Source organism: Streptosporangium sp. NPDC002607, assembly GCF_053592655.1.
Genome location: NZ_JBSFWD010000021.1, coordinates 46323 through 65041 on the forward strand (window position 1 = coordinate 46323; position 18719 = coordinate 65041).

An 18719-nucleotide genomic window follows, 5' to 3' on the forward strand; every position below is an offset into this window, starting at 1 on the left:
CCGGGACGGTAGCCCATCGCGGGGCCTGTCCGGCAGAGGGCAAAGCACATTAATTACTGAGTGACTAATCAGCAAGACCTCAGGAGAACCATGCGGAACGCCCCTCATCGCCTGCTGGCCGCCGCCGCGGCCGGCACGCTCGCCCTGCTGCCCGCGGCGGCCCTCGCCGCGACCCCGTCCCCCCAGCCGAAGATCAGTTTCACAGTCGGCATGACCGAGGACATCGACTCGCTCAACCCGTTCGTCGGCGTGCAGAGCAACTTCTACGAGCTGACCGGAGTCATGTACGACCAGCTCATGGACTACTCCGCCAAGGACGGGACGCCCACCCCGCGGTTGGCCGAGTCCTGGTCCAGCTCCCCCGACGGCCTCACCTGGACCTACCGGATCCGCAAGGGGGTGACGTGGTCCGACGGCGTTCCGCTGACGGCCGCCGACGCCGCCTACACCTTCAACCGGATCATCAACGGCGAGACCGAGCAGACGAACTACGGCAACTACACCGCGCTGATGAAGGAGGCGTCGGCGCCCGACCCGCAGACCCTCGTGATCAAGGTCACCAAGCCTGGCTCGATCATGAACCGGCTGATCGTGCCGATCCTGCCCGAGCACGTCTGGAAGGACATCGCCGGCACATCCGTCGCAAGCTTCAAGAACGAGAACGCGGTCGGCTCCGGCCCGTTCGTCCTGACAGAGCGGTCGGTCGGCCAGTACGTCGAGTTTCGCGCCAACAAGAACTACTGGGGCGGCGCCCCGAAGGTCGACGCGCTGGTCTTCCGGGTCTTCAACAACACCGACGCCGAGGTCAAGGCGCTCAGGAACGGCGAGATCGACTTCGCGAACGACCTCTCCAGCGCCCTGTACGAGACGCTGAGGAACACACCCGGCATCACTTCGGTGCGCGGCGACTCCGGCAGCTTCAACGAGGTCGCCTTCAACGTCGGCGCGGCCACCGTCGACGGCAAGCCCATCGGGGACGGCAACCCGGCACTCAAGGACCCGGTGGTGCGCCGGGCCGTCTCCCGCGCCATGGATCGTCAGACCCTCGTCGACAAGGTCATCGGCGGCTACGGGCGGCCGGGGAGCTCGGTCATCCCGCAGACCTGGACCACCTTCCACTACGACCCGGGCGCGACCGTCCAGACGTTCGACATCGCCCGAGCCAACGCCGACCTCGACGCGGCGGGCTACAAGCGCGGTTCCGACGGGATCCGGCACACCCCCGACGGCCGGACGAAGCTGAGGTTGCGGTTCTTCGCCCGGCAGGAGCAGGCCGAGTCCCAGCAGGTCGGCCAGTACGTGCAGGGCTGGCTCAAGCAGCTCGGCATCCAGGTGGATCTCAGGGTGATGGCCGAGGCCAAGCTCGGCGAGGTCGTCGGCAACGGCGAGTTCGACATGTTCGAGTGGGGCTGGGGCGTCGAGCCGGACCCGGACTTCCAACTGTCCACGTTCACCTGCGGGCAGCGCTCCAGCGGTGAGCCCGGCGAGTACTCCGCGGGCCTGTCCGACAGCTTCTACTGCAACAAGGACTATGACGCCCTCTACGAACGGCAGAAGGTCGAGCTGGACCCCGTCAAGCGGGCCGACCTGGTCAAACAGATGCAGAAGCTCGTCTACGACGACGCCCCCTACGCGGTGACGTACTACTACGACACTCTGCAGGCCTACCGCAGCGACCGGTTCACCGGTCTGGTCGCGATGCCGCAGCCCGGCGGTCCGCTGCTGTTCCAGCCGTCGGCCCAGTGGAGCTACCGGACCGTCGCGCCGGTCGGTGCCGAGGCCGCGGCAAAGAGCCAGGGCCCGAGCCTGGGCCTGTTCGCGGGCGGAGCGGTGGCCGTCGTGGCCACGGCCGCGGTCGGGTACGTGGTGCTGCGGCGCCGTCGTACGAGCACCGCGGACGAGCGAGAGTAGCCGATGGCGCTCCTCCTCGAAGACCCCGAGGCCGTGGCGGAGACCACTGGCCGCGGCGGGGGCCTGTTCCGTACGATCCGCACCAAGGTCGTGGGCGCGCTGCTCACGCTCGGCTTCGTGCTGGTCTTCAATTTCTTCCTGTTCCGGGTCCTGCCCGGCGACCCGGCACGGAACCTGACCAGGAACCGAGCCATCCCGCCCGAACAGCTGGCCGAGATGCGCCGGAGCTTCGGTCTCGACCAGCCCCTGTGGCGGCAGTTCCTCTCCTATCTGGAGAACACCGCCCGGGGCGACCTCGGCATCTCCTGGCAGCACCACGCGCCGGTGTCGCAGCTCGTCGCCGAGCGTTTCTGGCCGACGGTGCTGCTGGTCGGGCTGTCCACGCTGCTCGCCGCGGTGATCGGCATCTGGATCGGCATCCGGGGCGCCTGGTGGCGCGGCGGCCGGTTCGACCGGGTCACCGACCTGCTGTCGAACGCGCTCTACGCGGTGCCGACGTTCTGGCTGGGGCTGGTGCTGCTCGTCGCGTTCGGCGACTTCTTCCCGACCGGCAACATGATCAGCCACGGGGTGAAGGGGCTGTCCGTCGAGGGCTTCGTGGACGTGGCGTGGCACCTCACGCTTCCGGTCCTGGCGATGACCTTCACCTATCTCGCGCAGTACAGCATGGTCATGCGCTCGTCCCTGCTGGACGAGATGGGCGCCGACTACCTGACCACCGCACGGGCCAAGGGACTCCGCGACGACCTGGTGCGCCGCCGCCACGCGGTGCCCAACGCGCTCCTGCCGACGATGACGCTGATCTTCCTCAACATCGGCTTCATCATCTCCGGTGCCGTCACCGTGGAGCGGATCTTCTCCTGGCCGGGGCTCGGGCAGCTGTCGTACGACGCCCTCAGCACTCCGGACTTCCCGGTCCTCCAGGGCACCTTCCTGGTGTTCTCCGTCTCGGTGATCGTCGCCAACCTGCTGTCCGACGTGCTGCTCACCGTCTTCGATCCGAGAGTGAGGCGCCCATGACCTCGGCACGCGCGCTCGCGTTCGCCCAGCGGCGGGCCTCCGCCGCCGCCGGCTGGCGGATGTTCCGCGCCGAACGGGCGGGGATGGCGGGCCTGGTGATCCTCGTGGTCTTCGCGGCCGTGGCGTTGCTGGCCCCGATCCTGGCCGCCGAGTCGGGCCTGGACGTCACCCGGGCGGACGGGCCGGGCAACGCGGGTCCGAGCCTGGACTACCCGTTCGGCACCGACAAGTCCGGCCGCTCGGTGCTCACGCTGGTGATCTGGGGCAGCCGGATCTCCCTGCTCGTCGGGCTGCTCGCGACAGTCCTGTCCATGGTGATCGGGACGGTCGTCGGGGTCCTCGCCGGGCACTTCCGCGGCGCGTCCGGAGCCGGGCTGATGCGGCTGACCGACTGGTTCCTGGTCATACCGTTCCTGCCGCTGGCGATCGTGCTCCAGACGATCCTCGGCCCGTCGCTGACCACCACGGTCGTGGTCATCGGCCTGACTTCCTGGCCGGGCACCGCCCGGCTCATCTGGGCGCAGACCCTCGCCGTCGAGTCCCGCCCCTACCTTGAGCGGGCGCGGGCGCTCGGGGCCGGGCACTGGCACCAGATGTCCCGGCACGTGCTGCCGAACGTCATGCCGATGGTCTTCGCCAACACCATCCTCACGGTGGCGATCGCGATCCTCTCCGAGAGCACGCTGTCGTTCCTCGGCCTGGGCGACCCGATCCGCATCTCCTGGGGAACCGTGCTGGAGCAGGCCTTCGACGCGGGTGCGGTGTCGGCGGGCAACCCGTGGTGGCTGCTGGCCCCGGGTCTCGGGATCGTCGCGATAGTCCTCGCCTTCACCCTGTGCGGCCGTGCCCTGGAGTCCGTGCTCAACCCCGCCCTCCGGGAGCGCTGATGCTGGAGATCTCCGACCTCACGGTCACCTACCGGACCGCTTCCTACGAGGTGCCCGCCCTGCGAGGGGTGGACCTCTCGGTCGCCCCCGGCAGGAGCCTCGGCATAGCCGGGGAGTCGGGCTGCGGAAAGTCCACGCTGGTGGGCGCGGTGCTCCGGCTGCTGCCGAAGACCGCGACGGCCACCGGCCGGATCCTGTTCGAGGGCGAGGACATACTGGAGATGTCCTGGGGCAGGCTGCGGGCCGTCCGCTGGGCCGGGGCGTCGATCGTCTTCCAGGGCGCGATGCACTCGCTCAATCCGGTCCAGCGGATCGGCGGGCAGATCGCCGAGCCGATCCTGCTGCACGAGAAGGCGACCGAGGCCGCCGCGCGCCGCAGGGTCGGCGAACTGCTGGAGCAGGTGGGCCTGCCCGCCGCGCGGGCGAACGCCCATCCGCACGAGCTCTCCGGCGGGCAGCGGCAGCGGGTGATGATCGCCATGGCACTGGCGTGCTCACCACGCCTGATCATCGCGGACGAGCCGACGACCGCGCTGGATGTGATGATCCAGGCCCAGGTGCTGACGCTTCTCCAGGATCTGGTGGCCTCTCGGGGCCTCGGGCTCGTCATGATCAGCCACGACCTGTCGGTGTTGTCGTCGGTCTGCGACGACCTGGCCGTCATGTACGCGGGCCGGGTAGTCGAGAACGGCCCCGCCGCCGAGGTCTTCACCGACCCCCGCCACCCGTACAGCGAGGCGCTCGCCGCCGCCTTCCCGGTGATCGGCGATCCCCGGTCGCGCCGCAACCCGCGCGGTCTCGCGGGCGACCCGCCAGACCCCGCCCTGCTGCCCGGCGGCTGCGCCTTCCACCCGCGCTGCCCGGTCGCCCTCCCCGAATGCGCGACCGACGACCTCGCCCTGTGGCGGGTGGACCCCTTCCGCAGCGCGGCCTGTGTCCGCGTACGCCCCGTGGCGTCCGCCCGATCCGAGGAGGCACCCGTATGACGCACTCCGGACCCGGCGAGGAGCCGGTGCTCACCGCCCAGGGGTTGCGCGTGCACTACCCCGCGCACGGCGGAGGCCGTGGCGCCTCCCGGGCCGTGGACGGCGTCGAGCTGGACGTCGCCCCCGGCGAGATCGTCGCGCTGGTGGGGGAGTCCGGCTGCGGGAAGACCACCCTCGCGCGCGGTCTGCTCGGGCTGGAGCGGCCCACCGGCGGGCAGGTGCTGTTCGAAGGGAGGCCGCTGCTGTACTCCAGCAGGGCGCTGAAGCGCTACCGGCGCTCGGCGCAGCTCGTGCTCCAGGACCCGACCGGGGCGTTGAACCCGCGTCACACCGTCTACGAGGCGGTGGCCGAGGGGCTGCGGATCCATCGGATCGGGGAGGAGGCGGAGCGGGTGGCGGCGGCCCTGGCGCGGTGCGGGCTCAGGCCGCCGGAGCGGTTCTTCCGGCGCTACCCGCATGAGCTGTCCGGCGGGCAGCGGCAACGCGTGGTCATCGCGGGCGCGCTGGTGCTGGAGCCCCGCATCCTGATCGCCGACGAGCCCGTCGCCTCGCTCGACGCCTCCGTGCGCGGGGAGATCCTCGGACTGCTGCTGCGGCTGCGCGACGACCTCGGCCTCGCCGCCTTGGTCGTCACGCACGACCTCGGGCTGGCCTGGAACATCGCCGACCGGATCGCGGTGATGTACCTCGGCCGGATCGTCGAGTCGGGGCCGGTCGAGGATGTGCTGGGCGATCCCCGGCATCCCTACACGCGCGCGCTGGTCTCGGTGCTGCCCGAGTCGGGGACGGCCGCCACGGTGCTGACCGGGGAGCCACCGGACCCCACACGGGTCCCCGCGGGCTGCCGGTTCCATCCGCGCTGCCCCGTCGTCGCCTCGGGCGAGGCCGAGCGGGCCGGGCATCTGGACCTGTGCCTCGGCACGGATCTGCCGATCCTGCCCGCTGGCCGGGACGTGCACCGGGCCGCCTGCCATCACGTCACGTCCCCCGCCGAGCCGGCCGTCGCGCCGCCCGCCGTGACGGAGCCGTCGGCGTGACCTCGGAGCGGCCGTGCGCTGGGCGGCCGTACCCCTGTGCCGGATCCGCCGGCCCGGCACAGGGGTACGGTGTCCGCCGGTCCGGCACGGGCGCGCGGCCCGTTTCAGCCGAGCAGTTTGACCAGTTCCCCGGCGGGCAGCGCGTGGGAGGTGTTCCCGTCGCGGCCGGTGACCGTCTCGGCCTGGAGCAGGCTGTTGAGCACCGCCTCCTCGGTGGCGTCGACGACTGCCGCGAAGTAGGGATCGAGCGCCCTGCCACCCAGCGGGGCGTGCGCCGGCGCGGTTCCGCGCGGGACACGCAGGCCGGTGGCGAGCGCGAGGAAGATCTCGCCGCTCGCGTGGTGCGCGGTGCTGCCGGTGCGGGCCAGGCCCAGTCCCGCGCGCTTGGCGAGCCTGCGGCAGGCGGCCGAGTCGAGCGGCGCGTCGGTGAGCACGACCACGATGCACGAGCCGGCGGGCGGCGCGATCGGCTCACCCGGCGCGGTGGGGTCGGGCAGCAGGCGCCCAGCGGGGACGCCCGCGACCGTCAGCCTGCCGCGTTCCCCGAAGTTGGTCATCGTGAGGACTCCGACCGTGTGGCCGTCGGGCAGCACCCGGGAGGCCGTGCCGATGCCGCCCTTGTAGCCGAGGCAGCTCATCCCGGTACCCGCGCCGACCGCACCCTCGGCGAATCGCGTGCCGCCCGCCGAGGCGCGTGCCTCGGCGAGGGCGGCCCGGACGTCGTCCTTGGTCACCTGCATGCGGCGGGTGTCGTTGAGGAAGCTGTCGTCGCACTCCGCGACGATCGGAATGATCACATCGTCGGAGCCGATCGCGGGCTGCTCCTCCATGAGCAGCTCGCAGGCGGCGTCATACACCCGGCCGAGCTGCATCGTCGAGGTCAGGAAGATCGGCGACTCGGCGAGCCCCCACTCCTGGCCCGTGATGAAGCCGGTGCACTCACCTGCTCCGTTCAGGATCGCGCCGCCCATCGGCACGGGCGAGGTGAACAGGTCACCACCCGGGTCGAGCACCGTGACGCCGGTCCTGGCGATCCCGCGCCCCACGGGCGGTGGCTCCTCGTCCCGCCGGACGGTGGCATGGCCGAGCCCGCAACCTGGCACGTCGAGCACGGAACCGGTCCGCCCTGACGGGTACGGGCCAAGGACTACTTGAAGATCAGCTAGGCGCGACATGCCAGGATGGTATCCGATCAAATAGGGATGATCTATGACAAATAACTTAAAAATCCCGGTGGTCTGGGACCCGGCCTGCCTGCGTCACGAGCCCGCAGGCGAGGTGTGGCTCGGTGTCAAGGACGCCGGAACCGAGCTGCCCGAACGGGCAGTGGTCATCCGGGACGCGCTGGCCGCGGCCGGTGCGCCGATCGTCTCCGCCGTCGCGCACGACGACTCCGTGCTCCGCGCGGTGCACGGTCCCGAGCTGCTCGATCACCTGGCGACGATCTGGACCGCGTGGGAGAAGGCCGGATACCCGTCCGAGTACGGTCGCGACCGTGTCGTCCCCTACGTCTTCCCGACCGAGGGCATGCTCGGGGGGCTGCCGGTCCGCGAGCCGAACGCTCCGCACGGCAGGACGGGGCGCTACTGCTACGACACGATGACGCTGATCGGGCCGGGCAGCTGGGCGGCGATCCGCGCGGCCGTGGACGTGGCCCTCACGGCCGCCGACCTGGTCGCCGAGGGGGCTCCCGTCGCGTACGGGCTCTGCCGCCCGCCGGGTCACCACGCGACCCGCGACGCGTTCGGCGGATCCTGCTACCTGAACAACGCCGCCATCGCCGCCGAAGCCCTGCGGGCGGCCGGCGCGGAGCGCGTGGCGATCGTCGACATCGACGCCCACCACGGTAACGGCACGCAGGCGATCTTCTACGACAGGGCCGACGTCTGGTACGGCTCCGTGCACGTCGATCCGGGGGCAGGCTGGTTCCCGCACTACGCGGGATTCGCCGACGAGCGGGGCGGCGGCCCGGGCCGGGGAGCCAACCGGAACCTGCCGCTGGCCCCGGGAACGGGTGACGAGGGCTGGCTCGCCGCGATCGACGCCCTCTGCGAGGAGGTCCGTGCCGAGGCCCTTGTGCTCTCACTCGGTCTGGACGCCGCCGTCGCCGATCCGGAGAGCCCGCTCAGGGTCACCGCCGACGGCTACGGGCAGGCCTGCCGCCGGATCGCCGCCCTCGCCCCGACCGTGGTGATCCAGGAAGGCGGGTACGAGCTGACCTCCCTTGGGGACCTGACCGTCGCGGCCCTGCGGGGTGCGGAAGAGGCTCTCTGACGGGGAACGGGTGTCCTCCGGATCAGGGTCTCGGGTCACCGCCTTCGCGGCCCGTTCTCCGTACGGCGAAACCGCCAGGGGCAGGCGCAGGGCCTCCACCTGCTGTTCCTCGTCGCCGTGGTTGATCGCGAACAGCCACTCGCCGCGCCGTACGAGATCCAGCCAGGCTTGAACGCCTGGTTGGCCGGGGAGTGCTCGTTGAACCCGAGCTCGGGCTGTTCACACTGCCCCGAGCGAACCATCGCGGGTAGGCGCCCGCCACCCAGGCTCAGACGGACGGAAGCCGTCTCCCGTTGAGATGCGGGCGCTTACTACAGTACGGCGCGTGCCAGGGCGTTACCCTTGCCCGGCGCGACCGGCGCGGTCAGGAACACCGGCGTCTGGGCCATGAAACGCGGTCGCGTCCCCCGGTGCTCGTCGGCCGCGTGCACGGTCAGCGGGTGAACCAGGTACATGTCGCCCGGCTGCCCGGTCGCGTACGCCGTCGGCCTGTCCTTGGAAGCCGCATCCAGTAGCGGCCCGGCCTCGAACGGGTCGAGCACCTGCTCACCCAGCACCCCGGCGGCGTCCCGATGCGAGCCCACCCTGATGCGGGTCGGCGCGTCGTCGTCCCCTACCTCTGACAGCAACACCAGCAGCAACATCGTCTCCGGCCGTCCCGACACGGCCCACGAGCCGTCGGGCCGGGCCACGGAGGCGTCGATGTGCCAGCCCCGATCGTCGACCGGCGCCACACCGGGGAAGCGGATCGGCATGTTGCCGATGGCCCCAGGCGGCACCCACCCACCGGGACCGGCCACCTCGTCCAACGCCTCACGCAGCCGCGGACTGCCCACGAGCTCACCGAAGGGTCCGTGGCCGGTCAGGTCGGCGGCCCATACCACGGGCTGCCGCCAGCCAGAGGGGTCGTCAGGCGACAGGCCGATCTGCTGCCATACCAGCGCCCTGGCCGCGTCCCCGATCTCCCGGGGTACGGCCGCCTCCAGCTTGACGAACCCTTCGGCAACAAAACGGTCAACATCCACCATCGCCATACGAGCACCATAACGACGCCGTCCACCGATTTTCCGGACGCTACTCCTACAGATATGCAGGCATCAATCACTCATACCCCCTCAAAACGCCCTCTCAAAGCGATCTTTGATCGGCTGCCCCGTACCAGCACCGGCCCTCCGAGGTCGGTGAGGATCGCGGGAGGTTGTTGGCCGTGTTCCAGCACTGGCCCTTCGGGGCGGTGAGGGGCGCGACACATCTTTCTGGGTAGAGGGTCGTGCGGTTTGTCTGCCCCGCGGGCGGTCCCTGGTTGTGCGCCACCGCCCGCGGGGAGTCGGGGGCGCGGCGGCACGGAAGGTGGGATCGCCGTGCCGCCGCGCGGTTCAGGGTGGGTCTGTCGGTTCGGCGTAGTGCTCCCCGAGGCATCCGGCGATGCGGCGCGCGGCCTGCGGTAGGTCGTCTGTCGGTGCCTGCTCTGCGGGCTCTTCGAGGAAGCAGACGCCCCAGCAGAAGACCGTGCCCGCCTGGTCGGCCCACACGGTCAGGTCGGCGTTGATCACGAGGCGGGGCCGGCCCTGGTCGTAGGAGATGGTCGGGTAGATGCGGTGGGTGTGTAGCTCGGTGCGCAGGTGCTTGAGGGCGGCGACGGCGCCGGGGTGCCACCTGGTGGCGTTCAGCCGCTCGCCCGCCGGGATGTCAGGGTGAGGGATCACGGTTGGCTCCCCTCCGACGGCGAGGGGTGCGGCCCCGGGGCTGCGGAGAGTGATGGGTCCGGACGGCTGGCCGCGCCGGGTGTGGGAGGCGCGGGGGCGGGTGGTGAGGTCTGCCAGAGGTCGAGTTCTGCCTGTTGCATGAGGTCCCACAGGGCGGTGGCGCTGCTCGCGCAGACGATGCGGCACTCGTTGGGGTTGGCGCATTGCCAGGCTTCGAGGCGGCGGTGGCGCAGGCTCCAGATGACGAACCAGTCAGGTGCGTGCTGTTGGACCTGCTGGGCGGCTCGGGCCGCGTCGAGGTCAGCAAGGGTCAACATGCTCGGCCAGGATCACGTCGGCCAGCAGCGGCAGTCCGTTGCGCAGCACATCGGCCACGTCTTTGGTGCGCAGGATGGCGTGGTGCTCGGCGAGCTGCCCGGCAGCCGCGAGCAGTGTCAGCTCGGAGCTGAGCAGCGGGCTGCCGGCGCGGTTGAGTTCGGGACTGGTCCACCAGAACCGCTCACCGTCGGTGTAGGCCAGCAGCCCGTGGTGGACGGACACGATGGCGTTGCCGGAGGAGAGTTCGTGGACGTCCGCGCGGATGTGGTGAACCTCGGCCAGTACGGCGGCCAGATCCTGGGCGTACTCCACGGCGGTCGGCGGCGCGGCGGTCACCGGGGAGGCAGGTTGGCCACCGCAACTGCACGCGGGGGTGTCGCCCCGCTCCGGGCTCGCGCTCACGCCGCGACCCTCTGGCGGTACGGGTGGTGTCGCCAGGACGAAGGAGTGTCCGGTGAGCGGTCCCGGCCGGGAGCGACGGTGAGCCTCGGCCGGAGAACTTGGTAGGTCGGGCGCTGGTCTTCGGTGCCGGGGATGTCCGATAGGACAGTGAGCGTCCGCTGGACCAGGGGCGTGACGTGCTTGCGATGGTCCGGGTTGGTGTGCGGCGGTGGGACGGCAGGTTCAGCGGGTCGTGGGTGCTGCGGCTGGCGGCCCGCGTTCTGGGGCGGGTGTTCGGAGGCGCGTGCCGCGATCAGGGCTCGCCGCCGGGTGAGCGAATCCCGGGCGAGCGCCAGGCGGGCCACGCGATCTTCGTGTGTCTCGACCGGTCGGTGCGGGGGGCCTGCGCCGGGCATCACCGGGCGGCGCGCGTCTGTACGCCCGGCGGGCCGGGTGCGGGCCGATGGAGTCTCGCGCTCGGCCTGGCGGGGTGCGGGCACGACCGGAGCGAGTTGCGTGGTGACCCCGCGGGCAGGCTCGAAGGTCGGCAGGGTACGGCCCAGGCCGAGTCGGCGGCGCACATCGAGGCGCTCGGCCATCAGCTCGCCGGACGGTTGCGTGTACTCGTGGTCGGCGGCCTGGTCGGGGCAGCCATGCGCGTACGGTGCGTGCCCGCAGACGGCGCACCCCATCGGCAGCGGCGGACTTTCAGCGAAACAGCCGCAGCGGCTCGCCATAGCCCGGTCGAGAACCGGAGCACTAGGGTTATGCATCAGGTCAGGACTCCTTTCCTGATCAAGGGCCCGTCCCGGTGTCGGCTACCGGTGGCGGGTCCGTCATTTCACGGGGCTCGTTGCCGCGTCGATGTAATAGTGGGATCGACCAAACGAGATATCCAAGAGGTTCGTAGGGGGATGACGTATATCCCCCAACGTCCCCCAACCTTGGAGTACGGCATGCCGCGTACGCCCCAACCGGTTAATCCAGCCGATTCCCCGTGGCACTTGCTTGGTGCCACCATGCGCCAATGGCGGGATAATGCCCATTTGTCGCAGCGTGACCTCGCCGAAATAGTCCACGTGGACCACACGATGATCTCTGCATGGGAACGGGCCGCATCGCGCCCGGACGCCGCCAGTGTCCGGGCGATTGATATGGCATTAGGGGCTAATGGGCAGCTTGTGGCGCTCCACGCCCTCATTATGGAAATCGACCGGTTCCGGGGAAGTAAGCTCGATACAAAGCCCTCAGTGCGTAATGAGGATGATGTGGAGCGTCGTACTCTTCTCCAGCTTTTGACGATGATGGGTGCCGGGGTCGGCATCCCCGCTTCCGCCGTAGATGCTCTTCACGCGGGCCTGGGGCGGATCACGGGTCAGGCGGCCGATGACAGCGTGAACGACTGGGAGCAGATCGCGTGGGATTACGCGCAGAGTGTGTGGACCGAACCACCAGGTGCCAGGATCGCTGACCTGGCGGGTGACATCCGCGACCTGGACCAAGCCCTGACGCACTCCCAGCCCCTGACCGACCGGGCCACGTTGCTGCGCGTCTACGCTCACCTGGCGGCGTTCATGGCACTCGACCTGGCCGAAAGCTCCAGCCCTCGCGCGTGCTGGCGTTCATGGCGTGCGGCTCGCTTGGCCGCCGACGCCTCGGGTGACCTCGATCTGCGGGTCTGGGTCCGTGCCAGCGAAGCCTCCCAATCGTTCTATCTACGTCGCCTTGGACCCGCTACGGACACCCTGATCGAGGAGGCCGTACATCTTGCCAATGGCCGTCCATGCCTCGGCTTGGCCGAAGCGCTGAAAACCCGTAGCCGCATCCTCGCCACAGATACACGGACAGACCTCGCTCACGAGGTCCTCAACGATTTCAGAGGTGTCTACGAGCGTCTTCCCGCCCTCGTGACCAGCGACCACATCTCTGTGTGGGGCATGCCCCCGGAGGGGGTCCAGTACGCCGAGGCTTTCGTACTCACCATGCTGGGGGACGGCAAGGCGGCAATGCCCATACTGGCGCAGGCACTCGCAGCGTGCCCGCGCGAGAAGGCCGGAGGAAGGGCCAACATCGGCCTCCTCCAGGCATGGGGACTGGTCCAAGATCGAGATGTGACCGAAGGGCTCGGTCATGCTCTCGACATCACGGCATCTCTTCCGGTTACAGCCGCCCGGCGCAAGATCGTGCGAGAGATCGTGACCGCACTGCCCGAGGGGGCTCGGAGTTTGCCCGCTGCCCGCGAACTACACGCGCTGACGGCAGGAGATCGGTCAGCCTGACCACCGCAATTGCACTCAAACATTGCCGATCAACGTCCGACTGGCAGGCACCGTTTCTCCCGCATCAACTAAGGAATTCCCTCGCCATGCGACCGTCTGGGCAGGTATATCGACTGGCAGAGATCTTTTCTCAGTTCAACTGACCGCAACGCGGAGGCGCCGATGACCCCTCACTCGCTGTCCGAAGAGCAGATCATCGCCCATCTGGCGGAGCTACCGGGATGGGAACGTGAGGAGCAGGCCATAACCCGGACGTTCAAGCACGACTATCATGAGTGCGTGCATCTGGCCATGTATGTCGCGGCCAAGGCTCGCGAGGTCGGCCATCACCCTGACATTCACATCACCTGGCAGCGGATCCGATTCGCGATCACCACTCACGACGCCGGAAACCGCCTCACGGCTAAGGATTTCGAACTAGCCCATCACATTGATGTGATCGCCGCCGGCCACGACGCCGAAGCGGTTTGAACACGCGGCCGGAGCACGGCCGGTCAAGTCCAGTCCGACCGAGTACGCCTCCAACTCCGCGAGCTGCACGTGGAGATCGCGGCACGGCGCGAACCTGTGAGGGCTGGCCTGAGCGAGTGGATTCGGGAGACACTGGCACGCTGAAAAAATCACTGTCGTTGATCAGGAGACAGGGCCTGGCGTGCCCCCACGGGTGCGAGCCCGAAGGCGATCATCTACCGGCCGCCGAAGGATGGCGGTTGCGAGACGGGGTCCTGGAGCTGTAGCACGACGAAGACACCGCGGGTGCGGACCACACGGTCCGCGCCCTTTTGGCTCGTTCCCCGGCCAGTTATCTTATGTCGATTATATGATCCGAGTATGAGGAAACGAGCCGTCACCGTCACGGTGGACACCGACCTGATCGACTACGCCGAACAGCAGGTAGAAGGCGGTGACGCCCGCTCCCTGTCCGCCTACGTCAACGAGGCCATCGCGGCGCGCGTCCGCAGCGAACGACGCGCCCGCGCCACCTGGGGTGGACTCGTCACCAAAGCGCAGGCAGACCCTGACGCCGTCGCCCGCGCCGAACGCATGGCCGCCAACGTCAGGGCGAAACTCGGGTGATCATCCCTCCGCTCATCCTCGACAAGACCGTCCTCGGCGAACTCACCCGTGGCGATACCGCGCTGATCAACCTCATCCAGATATTCGACGCCGGCGAACAGCCGATGATCATCCCCGCGTTGGCCATCACCGGGGTCATGCTCGACAACAAGTCGGCTGAGGCAGCCGACGCACTGCGCGGCCTGTCCCTGATGGCAGGTGTCACCGTTGCCTCCCTCGACGGGCCTGAGGAGAGCATCGCCCTGGCCGACGTGACCAGCAGGACCGGCCTGGATGTCTGGGACGCTCAGGCCGCCACCGAAGCCCTCGCTCGGATCGGTGCAATCCTCACCCTCGACGCCTCCCGGTGGGAGGAGCCGCAACGCCACATCGAGGAGCACCTGCAAGTGATCGAGATCTCCGACGACATGTAGTCCGATTGGAGGCGCCCGTGCCGAAACCAAGCGGACTGACGAGCAGCGCCGGGAACTCCTGGACGCTTACCAGACGGACGAGCCGACCGCCTGGAGGACGAAGGATGGGAGCGGCATGTCAACGAGTGGCCCGACCTCGACGCGAGCACGGAGGTCTTCCTGCGTCGCACCGTCCAGGGCACGCGCTCGACCGGGAGACCAGCACCGTCCCTCCGGGGTCGATGAGGACGCAACACCTCTTTCCGGGGAGGGGGTCGTGCGGTCGTGTCTGCCCCGCGGGCGGTCCCTGGTTGTGCGTCACCGCCTGCGGGGAGTTGGGGGCGCGGCGGCACGGGAGGTGGGGTCGCCGAGGATGGCGGATGGCGGATCCGGGAGTACGTGGTCGAGGACCTGGCCCCTATGCCGGGATCGGCGTCCCTGTGACCCCACGGCCCGCCGCGTCCCCGTGACCGCGCGGGCCGTCCGCCCCCGCCTGGCCGTTGACGGGCTCAAGGAGGAGTGCTTACGGGAGGTGCGTCGCGGCCAGGATCCGGTCTGTGGTGGCAGGCCACTCCTCCGACAAGGCGAACTTGGCGTAAGTGAGCCCGTCGAAGAAGGATGCGCCCTCGTTGAGTGATCGCAGACTGTGGCGGATCGCGTTCGCCGCGACCCAGCGCCGCCAGCCGGGCTCATCGTTCTCCCGGACGGCATAGAACGCCCCGGTCCACTGCCGGCCGAGATTCTCCCATTCCGCTTTCACCTCCTCCAGCAGGCCGGCGTCGATGGGCAGCCCCTTGTGCGCCGCTCGTACGGCGGGGGCGATGAAGGCCAGGTCAAGGTCGAAACGTTCGATCAGGACGTCGATCAGCCGGAGGAGGACCGCCCGGCGGTCCTCCTCCGGCATCAGACGGAGTCGCGCGTCGAGTTCCGGTTCATGGTGCCAGAGGCCGATAGGGGTGGTCTCCTCACTGAACGGCAGATCGACCAGGGCCACCTGACGGGGCTCGTCGAACCAGCCGTGTGACAGACGTGCTCCCGTACGCGCCTCGATGACCGCCAAGACGGCCGCCTTTTGCGTAATCCAGGTCTCGCCGGCCACGCTTTCCAGCGCCGCCGCCGCATCCTGTAGCGTCGCGGGGGCCTCGCCGTGCAGCGCACGCGGATCGAATCCGGGGATCACGGCGAGCCGTCGGCCGTTGGCCGCGTACTCCAGGAATCTCCTACCCGTGAGGTTCCACGAGACGTGCCACACCTGCGCGTCCTCGCTGAGCCATTCCAGGACGGGCACCGCTGCGGCGTAGCTGAAACCGCCGGGTTCGTACAGCCCGATCGAGTCGCCGAATTCGTCCAGGTAGACGGCCGTGCCTTCAACGGCTTCGGCCTCTTCGTCGAATTCCTCGCTGGACTCCACCAGGGTGGGGCGCCCGCCGCCGATCAGCCGTGAGGCCACGGATGGAAGAGACAGGGACTCTCCGAGCGGCCGGACGACGGTCCAGCTCAGCCCCTCCTCGATCAGGGGGGTCGACTGAATGAGGCCGATGTAGTGGTTCACGGCTTCGCGAAAACTCATCTGCGTTTCCTGTTACACGTCGTTGAGGGGTCGAACGGAAGCCGCCGTGGAGACGGAAGCGTCTCCACGGCGGCGTACGGTCACTTGTCAGTGCCGAGATAATACGGGGACAGCCTGTTGATGTTTCCCGGCCAGCAGAGATCCTTCATCTTCGGCAGCGGCTGCGGAGCGCCGGTCTGCGCGTTGTCGCCGACGAATCTATTGAAGAAGACGTCCTCGTCCAGCATTCTGTCTTCCCGATAGAAACGATTGAGCAGCTGCCCTGCCTTCCAGTTCGGACCTGAAGGCGTTCCGTTCACGGTGAGGTTCCCACCACAGGACGGACACCTCGTCTGAGTCGACCTGAGGTCCCCCCGCAGGACGGACGAGCCGCCCGCTTCGATCGCTGGGCGGTTCGGCATCAAGGTGACCGCCGTCGTCAACCTCGCTCATAAGGCGGGCGCAGGCCCAAGGGCTTGAAGCCCAACCGCACCAAGAGGTTCAACGGTTGAACATCGCCGTGCCAGCACCGTCCCTCCGGGGTCGGTGAGGATCGCAACGCGAGCTTTGTGCTCAAGTTTGTCGGCGTCAAACCAGCACCGACCTTTCGGGGCCGGTGAGGATCGCAATGTGATCGTAGGGGCCGCCTGTCAGGTCGGCGCGCGGCCGGAGCGGTGTACCTAGGTCAGCGGTGGTGGATGACCGGGGCCGTCCCCGGCCCCCTCGATGTGGTTTAGCCGACCAGTCCCGGCAGGACACCGGTGATTTCGGAGTCGAATGTTCGCAGCTGTCTGGTCTTGCCGGTGTGGACGTCCAGCGCGTACAGCGTTGGCGTGCCTGAGCCGGGGAATTCGGGTACGGCGAGCAGAGTCACCTCGGTGTCGCTCACCCAGCCGCCCAGGTGGGAGGGAATCAGCTCTTCCAGAATGCCCTGGACCGGCACCTCGGGGTTTTCGCGACCGCTGATGGCATCGATCGTGACGATCGTCCGAAGGCGCTCGGGCGTCGGTTTGGCATCGCGGCCCCGGGTCGAGCCGATTCTGGCCAGGGTGCGCCCGTCCGGGCCGAGGGCGCTGAAGCGGTAGGTGAAGTCCTTGATGGTGATCGGCTCGTTGCCCAGGACCCGGATCCGGGTGGTTCTGTCGTACGGCCTCACCAGCGTGATCGGGCTGCCGCCGTCGCCGACGCTCACCGGGAACCAGTCGCCGTTCAACGCGGTCGTCTTGCCTTCCGCCATGTCGATCAGGACGCTGTACGGCTTGGATCTGCCGCCAAAGTTCGTATAGATCAGGTGCAGGCCGTTGGGAGACAGGCGTAGAAAGTTCTCACCGGCGAGCCCGTTCTTGGAGATCGTGAGCGGCGCCTTCCAGATTCGGCCGCTCCGCAGGTCGCGTACCTCGAAGGTCTGCTGCTTCTCGCTGTAGTAGGCGATCCGCCGGCCGTTCTGTGTGATCGCCACCGGGCCGAGCAGGACCTTCTTGTTCGTGTTCTCAAGGCCCAGGGCGGCGGTGAGCTCGTAGGTCACTCCGGAGGTGGTGACCACCCGCCATTGGCCGCCGGCACAGTCCGTATCGTCGATCGTGGGAGGCGGGCAGAAGTAGGTGTAGGCGCGGGCCAGCGGTCCGACGTCCTTCTTCGGCAACGTGGGGGCGACCTCGGGGACAGGCGTCAGCACGATGGGTCTTTCGTCGCGTAGACCGCCGTTGACCACGGTGACCATACCGCCCGTCAGCACCGCCACGGCGGTGGCCACAGCCAGTGCCAGGGTGATGGCGCGCCTGTGCTTGGCACCCTTGAGGGCACGTTCGGCCAGATCGATCTGGGGGGCTTCGTTGGCGATCCGGTGTAGTTCGTCGCGGAGCAGGTTCATCGGTGCACCTCCGTCGGTACGTCGGCGAGCAGGTCGGCTAGTTCGGGGGCCAGGACGCGCAGGCGCGACAGAGCGTGGTGTGTCTGGCTCTTGACCGTGCCGAGCGAGCAGCCCATGAGCTGGGCGGTCTCGTGTTCGGTGCGATCCTCGAAGAAGCGCAGGACGAGCACTGCCCGCTGGCGCGGGGTCAGCCTGCCGAGTGCCTGACGCAGGGCCAGGCGGCGTACGGTCGACTCGTCGTGCGACCGGCCGTGTTCGGGCAGTGTGGCGCTCGGCAATTCAACGGTTTTCCGTCTGCGCCATGACAGGTGCTGATTGATCAGCGCCTTGCGGGTATAAGCCTCGACATTGCCGTTTCTGGCGATCCTGGGCCAGCGGAAGGCGACCCTGGTGAGGACCGTCTGTAACAGGTCTTCGGCAAGGTGGGCATCTCCAGTGAGCAGGTATGCGGTCCGCATCAGCGACTGCTGGCGGGCATACACGAATTCCTGGAACCCCTCGTAGCGGTCCATGCACTAAACAACTCCGCCGAGGGGTCGAGGGTTGGAAGCGAGCGCCGGAAAGTTCAGGAATCCACGGCGGCGTAGGTGCCGATCGAGTGTCCTGCCGGGTCGCGTCTCCGGCCGTCTCCGGCCGTCTCCGGCCGTCTCCGGCCGTCTCCGGCCGTCTCCGGCCGTCTCCGGCCGTCTCCGGCCGTCTCCGGCCGTCTCCGGCAAGGAAGGCCCGGTGTATTCCTCGGCCGGTGTGTCGTACGGCCCGGCTGAGGGCAGGTCGCTCAGCCGGGCCGGGTGACCTCAGATCAGTTTCGCGGGGTGATTCGGTAGGCGCGGATCACGGTCTGTTCGACGGTGTTGCCGACGGTGTCGGTGGACGTGGTGCGCAGGGACACGAGCCCCTCGGCGGCCGGGTGACGCAGGAGCACGGCGGAACCGCGGAGGTCTCCGGCTCGTTGTCCGTCCGGCCTCATACGGTTGGGCGGTCCGGGACGTTGCCCGTGGTTCGACACGGGAGTCCTCAGCCGGACGCCGCGCG

General features: G+C 68.9%; 21 protein-coding genes. 10 read left to right on the forward strand and 11 right to left on the reverse strand.

The window, feature by feature from the left end; translation table 11 throughout:
• The first annotated feature begins 90 nt into the window (after nucleotides 1–90).
• The 5 genes from ACWD3H_RS23635 to ACWD3H_RS23655 are packed head-to-tail and all read left to right on the forward strand — an operon-like array spanning nucleotide 91 to nucleotide 5841.
• A complete protein-coding gene (locus ACWD3H_RS23635; protein WP_451956489.1) occupies nucleotides 91–1911 on the forward strand; it encodes an ABC transporter substrate-binding protein in 1821 nt (606 codons plus the stop codon).
• 3 nt (nucleotides 1912–1914) lie between these two features.
• Complete coding sequence (locus ACWD3H_RS23640; protein WP_451956490.1) at nucleotides 1915–2931, forward strand: ABC transporter permease; 1017 nt, start codon at nucleotides 1915–1917, stop codon at nucleotides 2929–2931.
• On the forward strand, nucleotides 2928–3818 hold the full coding sequence (locus ACWD3H_RS23645) for an ABC transporter permease (RefSeq protein ID WP_355555511.1): 891 nt from the start codon (nucleotides 2928–2930) through the stop codon (nucleotides 3816–3818). The genes ACWD3H_RS23640 and ACWD3H_RS23645 overlap by 4 nt, the downstream gene beginning before the upstream one ends.
• Nucleotides 3818–4804, forward strand: a complete 987-nt coding sequence (locus ACWD3H_RS23650; protein ID WP_451956491.1) for an ABC transporter ATP-binding protein — start codon at nucleotides 3818–3820, stop codon at nucleotides 4802–4804. Before ACWD3H_RS23645 ends, ACWD3H_RS23650 begins: the two co-directional genes overlap by 1 nt.
• Nucleotides 4801–5841, forward strand: coding sequence for an ABC transporter ATP-binding protein (locus ACWD3H_RS23655; RefSeq protein WP_451956492.1), 1041 nt, complete (start codon nucleotides 4801–4803; stop codon nucleotides 5839–5841). The genes ACWD3H_RS23650 and ACWD3H_RS23655 overlap by 4 nt, the downstream gene beginning before the upstream one ends.
• Before the next feature lie 104 nt (nucleotides 5842–5945).
• On the opposite strand, the gene ACWD3H_RS23660 is transcribed toward ACWD3H_RS23655, so the two are convergent.
• A complete protein-coding gene (locus ACWD3H_RS23660; RefSeq protein WP_451956493.1) occupies nucleotides 5946–7016 on the reverse strand; it encodes a P1 family peptidase in 1071 nt (356 codons plus the stop codon).
• A 34-nt stretch (nucleotides 7017–7050) separates the two neighbouring features.
• Here ACWD3H_RS23660 and ACWD3H_RS23665 point away from each other — a divergent pair, with 34 nt between their 5' ends.
• Complete coding sequence (locus ACWD3H_RS23665) at nucleotides 7051–8115, forward strand: histone deacetylase family protein (RefSeq protein ID WP_451956494.1); 1065 nt, start codon at nucleotides 7051–7053, stop codon at nucleotides 8113–8115.
• 311 nt (nucleotides 8116–8426) lie between these two features.
• Here the strand turns inward: ACWD3H_RS23665 and ACWD3H_RS23670 are convergent, their stop codons facing one another.
• The 5 genes from ACWD3H_RS23670 to ACWD3H_RS23690 form a co-directional block, all read right to left on the reverse strand.
• Nucleotides 8427–9149 carry a phytanoyl-CoA dioxygenase family protein gene (locus ACWD3H_RS23670; protein WP_451956495.1) on the reverse strand — a complete coding sequence of 241 codons (723 nt, stop codon included), beginning with the start codon at nucleotides 9147–9149 and terminating at the stop codon, nucleotides 8427–8429.
• 342 nt (nucleotides 9150–9491) lie between these two features.
• The gene (locus ACWD3H_RS23675) at nucleotides 9492–9821 is read right to left on the reverse strand and encodes a hypothetical protein (RefSeq protein ID WP_451956496.1); all 330 of its coding nucleotides are present in this window, start codon (nucleotides 9819–9821) and stop codon (nucleotides 9492–9494) included.
• Nucleotides 9818–10138: a hypothetical protein gene (locus ACWD3H_RS23680; protein WP_451956497.1), complete on the reverse strand. Its 321-nt coding sequence runs from the start codon at nucleotides 10136–10138 to the stop codon at nucleotides 9818–9820. The genes ACWD3H_RS23675 and ACWD3H_RS23680 overlap by 4 nt, the downstream gene beginning before the upstream one ends.
• Nucleotides 10122–10541, reverse strand: coding sequence for a hypothetical protein (locus ACWD3H_RS23685; protein WP_451956498.1), 420 nt, complete (start codon nucleotides 10539–10541; stop codon nucleotides 10122–10124). The genes ACWD3H_RS23680 and ACWD3H_RS23685 overlap by 17 nt, the downstream gene beginning before the upstream one ends.
• A complete protein-coding gene (locus ACWD3H_RS23690) occupies nucleotides 10538–11293 on the reverse strand; it encodes a hypothetical protein (RefSeq protein ID WP_451956499.1) in 756 nt (251 codons plus the stop codon). The genes ACWD3H_RS23685 and ACWD3H_RS23690 overlap by 4 nt, the downstream gene beginning before the upstream one ends.
• A 246-nt stretch (nucleotides 11294–11539) precedes the next feature.
• Between ACWD3H_RS23690 and ACWD3H_RS23695 the strand changes: the two genes are divergently transcribed.
• The 4 genes from ACWD3H_RS23695 to ACWD3H_RS23710 all read left to right on the forward strand — a co-directional run bounded on the left by ACWD3H_RS23695 (nucleotide 11540) and on the right by ACWD3H_RS23710 (nucleotide 14289).
• Nucleotides 11540–12799: a helix-turn-helix domain-containing protein gene (locus ACWD3H_RS23695; protein WP_451956500.1), complete on the forward strand. Its 1260-nt coding sequence runs from the start codon at nucleotides 11540–11542 to the stop codon at nucleotides 12797–12799.
• A 162-nt stretch (nucleotides 12800–12961) separates the two neighbouring features.
• The gene (locus ACWD3H_RS23700) at nucleotides 12962–13270 is read left to right on the forward strand and encodes a 4a-hydroxytetrahydrobiopterin dehydratase (protein WP_451956501.1); all 309 of its coding nucleotides are present in this window, start codon (nucleotides 12962–12964) and stop codon (nucleotides 13268–13270) included.
• Between the two features lie 360 nt (nucleotides 13271–13630).
• The gene (locus ACWD3H_RS23705; protein ID WP_350962954.1) at nucleotides 13631–13876 is read left to right on the forward strand and encodes a hypothetical protein; all 246 of its coding nucleotides are present in this window, start codon (nucleotides 13631–13633) and stop codon (nucleotides 13874–13876) included.
• Nucleotides 13873–14289: a hypothetical protein gene (locus ACWD3H_RS23710; RefSeq protein ID WP_451956502.1), complete on the forward strand. Its 417-nt coding sequence runs from the start codon at nucleotides 13873–13875 to the stop codon at nucleotides 14287–14289. The genes ACWD3H_RS23705 and ACWD3H_RS23710 overlap by 4 nt, the downstream gene beginning before the upstream one ends.
• 502 nt (nucleotides 14290–14791) lie before the next feature.
• Here the strand turns inward: ACWD3H_RS23710 and ACWD3H_RS23715 are convergent.
• The 5 genes from ACWD3H_RS23715 to ACWD3H_RS23735 all read right to left on the reverse strand — a co-directional run bounded on the left by ACWD3H_RS23715 (nucleotide 14792) and on the right by ACWD3H_RS23735 (nucleotide 18609).
• A complete protein-coding gene (locus ACWD3H_RS23715) occupies nucleotides 14792–15838 on the reverse strand; it encodes a hypothetical protein (RefSeq protein ID WP_451956503.1) in 1047 nt (348 codons plus the stop codon).
• An 80-nt stretch (nucleotides 15839–15918) separates the two neighbouring features.
• Nucleotides 15919–16137, reverse strand: coding sequence for a hypothetical protein (locus ACWD3H_RS23720; protein WP_451956504.1), 219 nt, complete (start codon nucleotides 16135–16137; stop codon nucleotides 15919–15921).
• A gap of 413 nt (nucleotides 16138–16550) precedes the next feature.
• Nucleotides 16551–17687, reverse strand: coding sequence for a hypothetical protein (locus ACWD3H_RS23725; protein WP_451956505.1), 1137 nt, complete (start codon nucleotides 17685–17687; stop codon nucleotides 16551–16553).
• Nucleotides 17684–18199, reverse strand: coding sequence for a SigE family RNA polymerase sigma factor (locus tag ACWD3H_RS23730; protein ID WP_355555539.1), 516 nt, complete (start codon nucleotides 18197–18199; stop codon nucleotides 17684–17686). The genes ACWD3H_RS23725 and ACWD3H_RS23730 overlap by 4 nt, the downstream gene beginning before the upstream one ends.
• A gap of 287 nt (nucleotides 18200–18486) precedes the next feature.
• Nucleotides 18487–18609, reverse strand: a complete 123-nt coding sequence (locus tag ACWD3H_RS23735; protein ID WP_451956506.1) for a hypothetical protein — start codon at nucleotides 18607–18609, stop codon at nucleotides 18487–18489.
• Nucleotides 18610–18719: the final 110 nt, after the last annotated feature.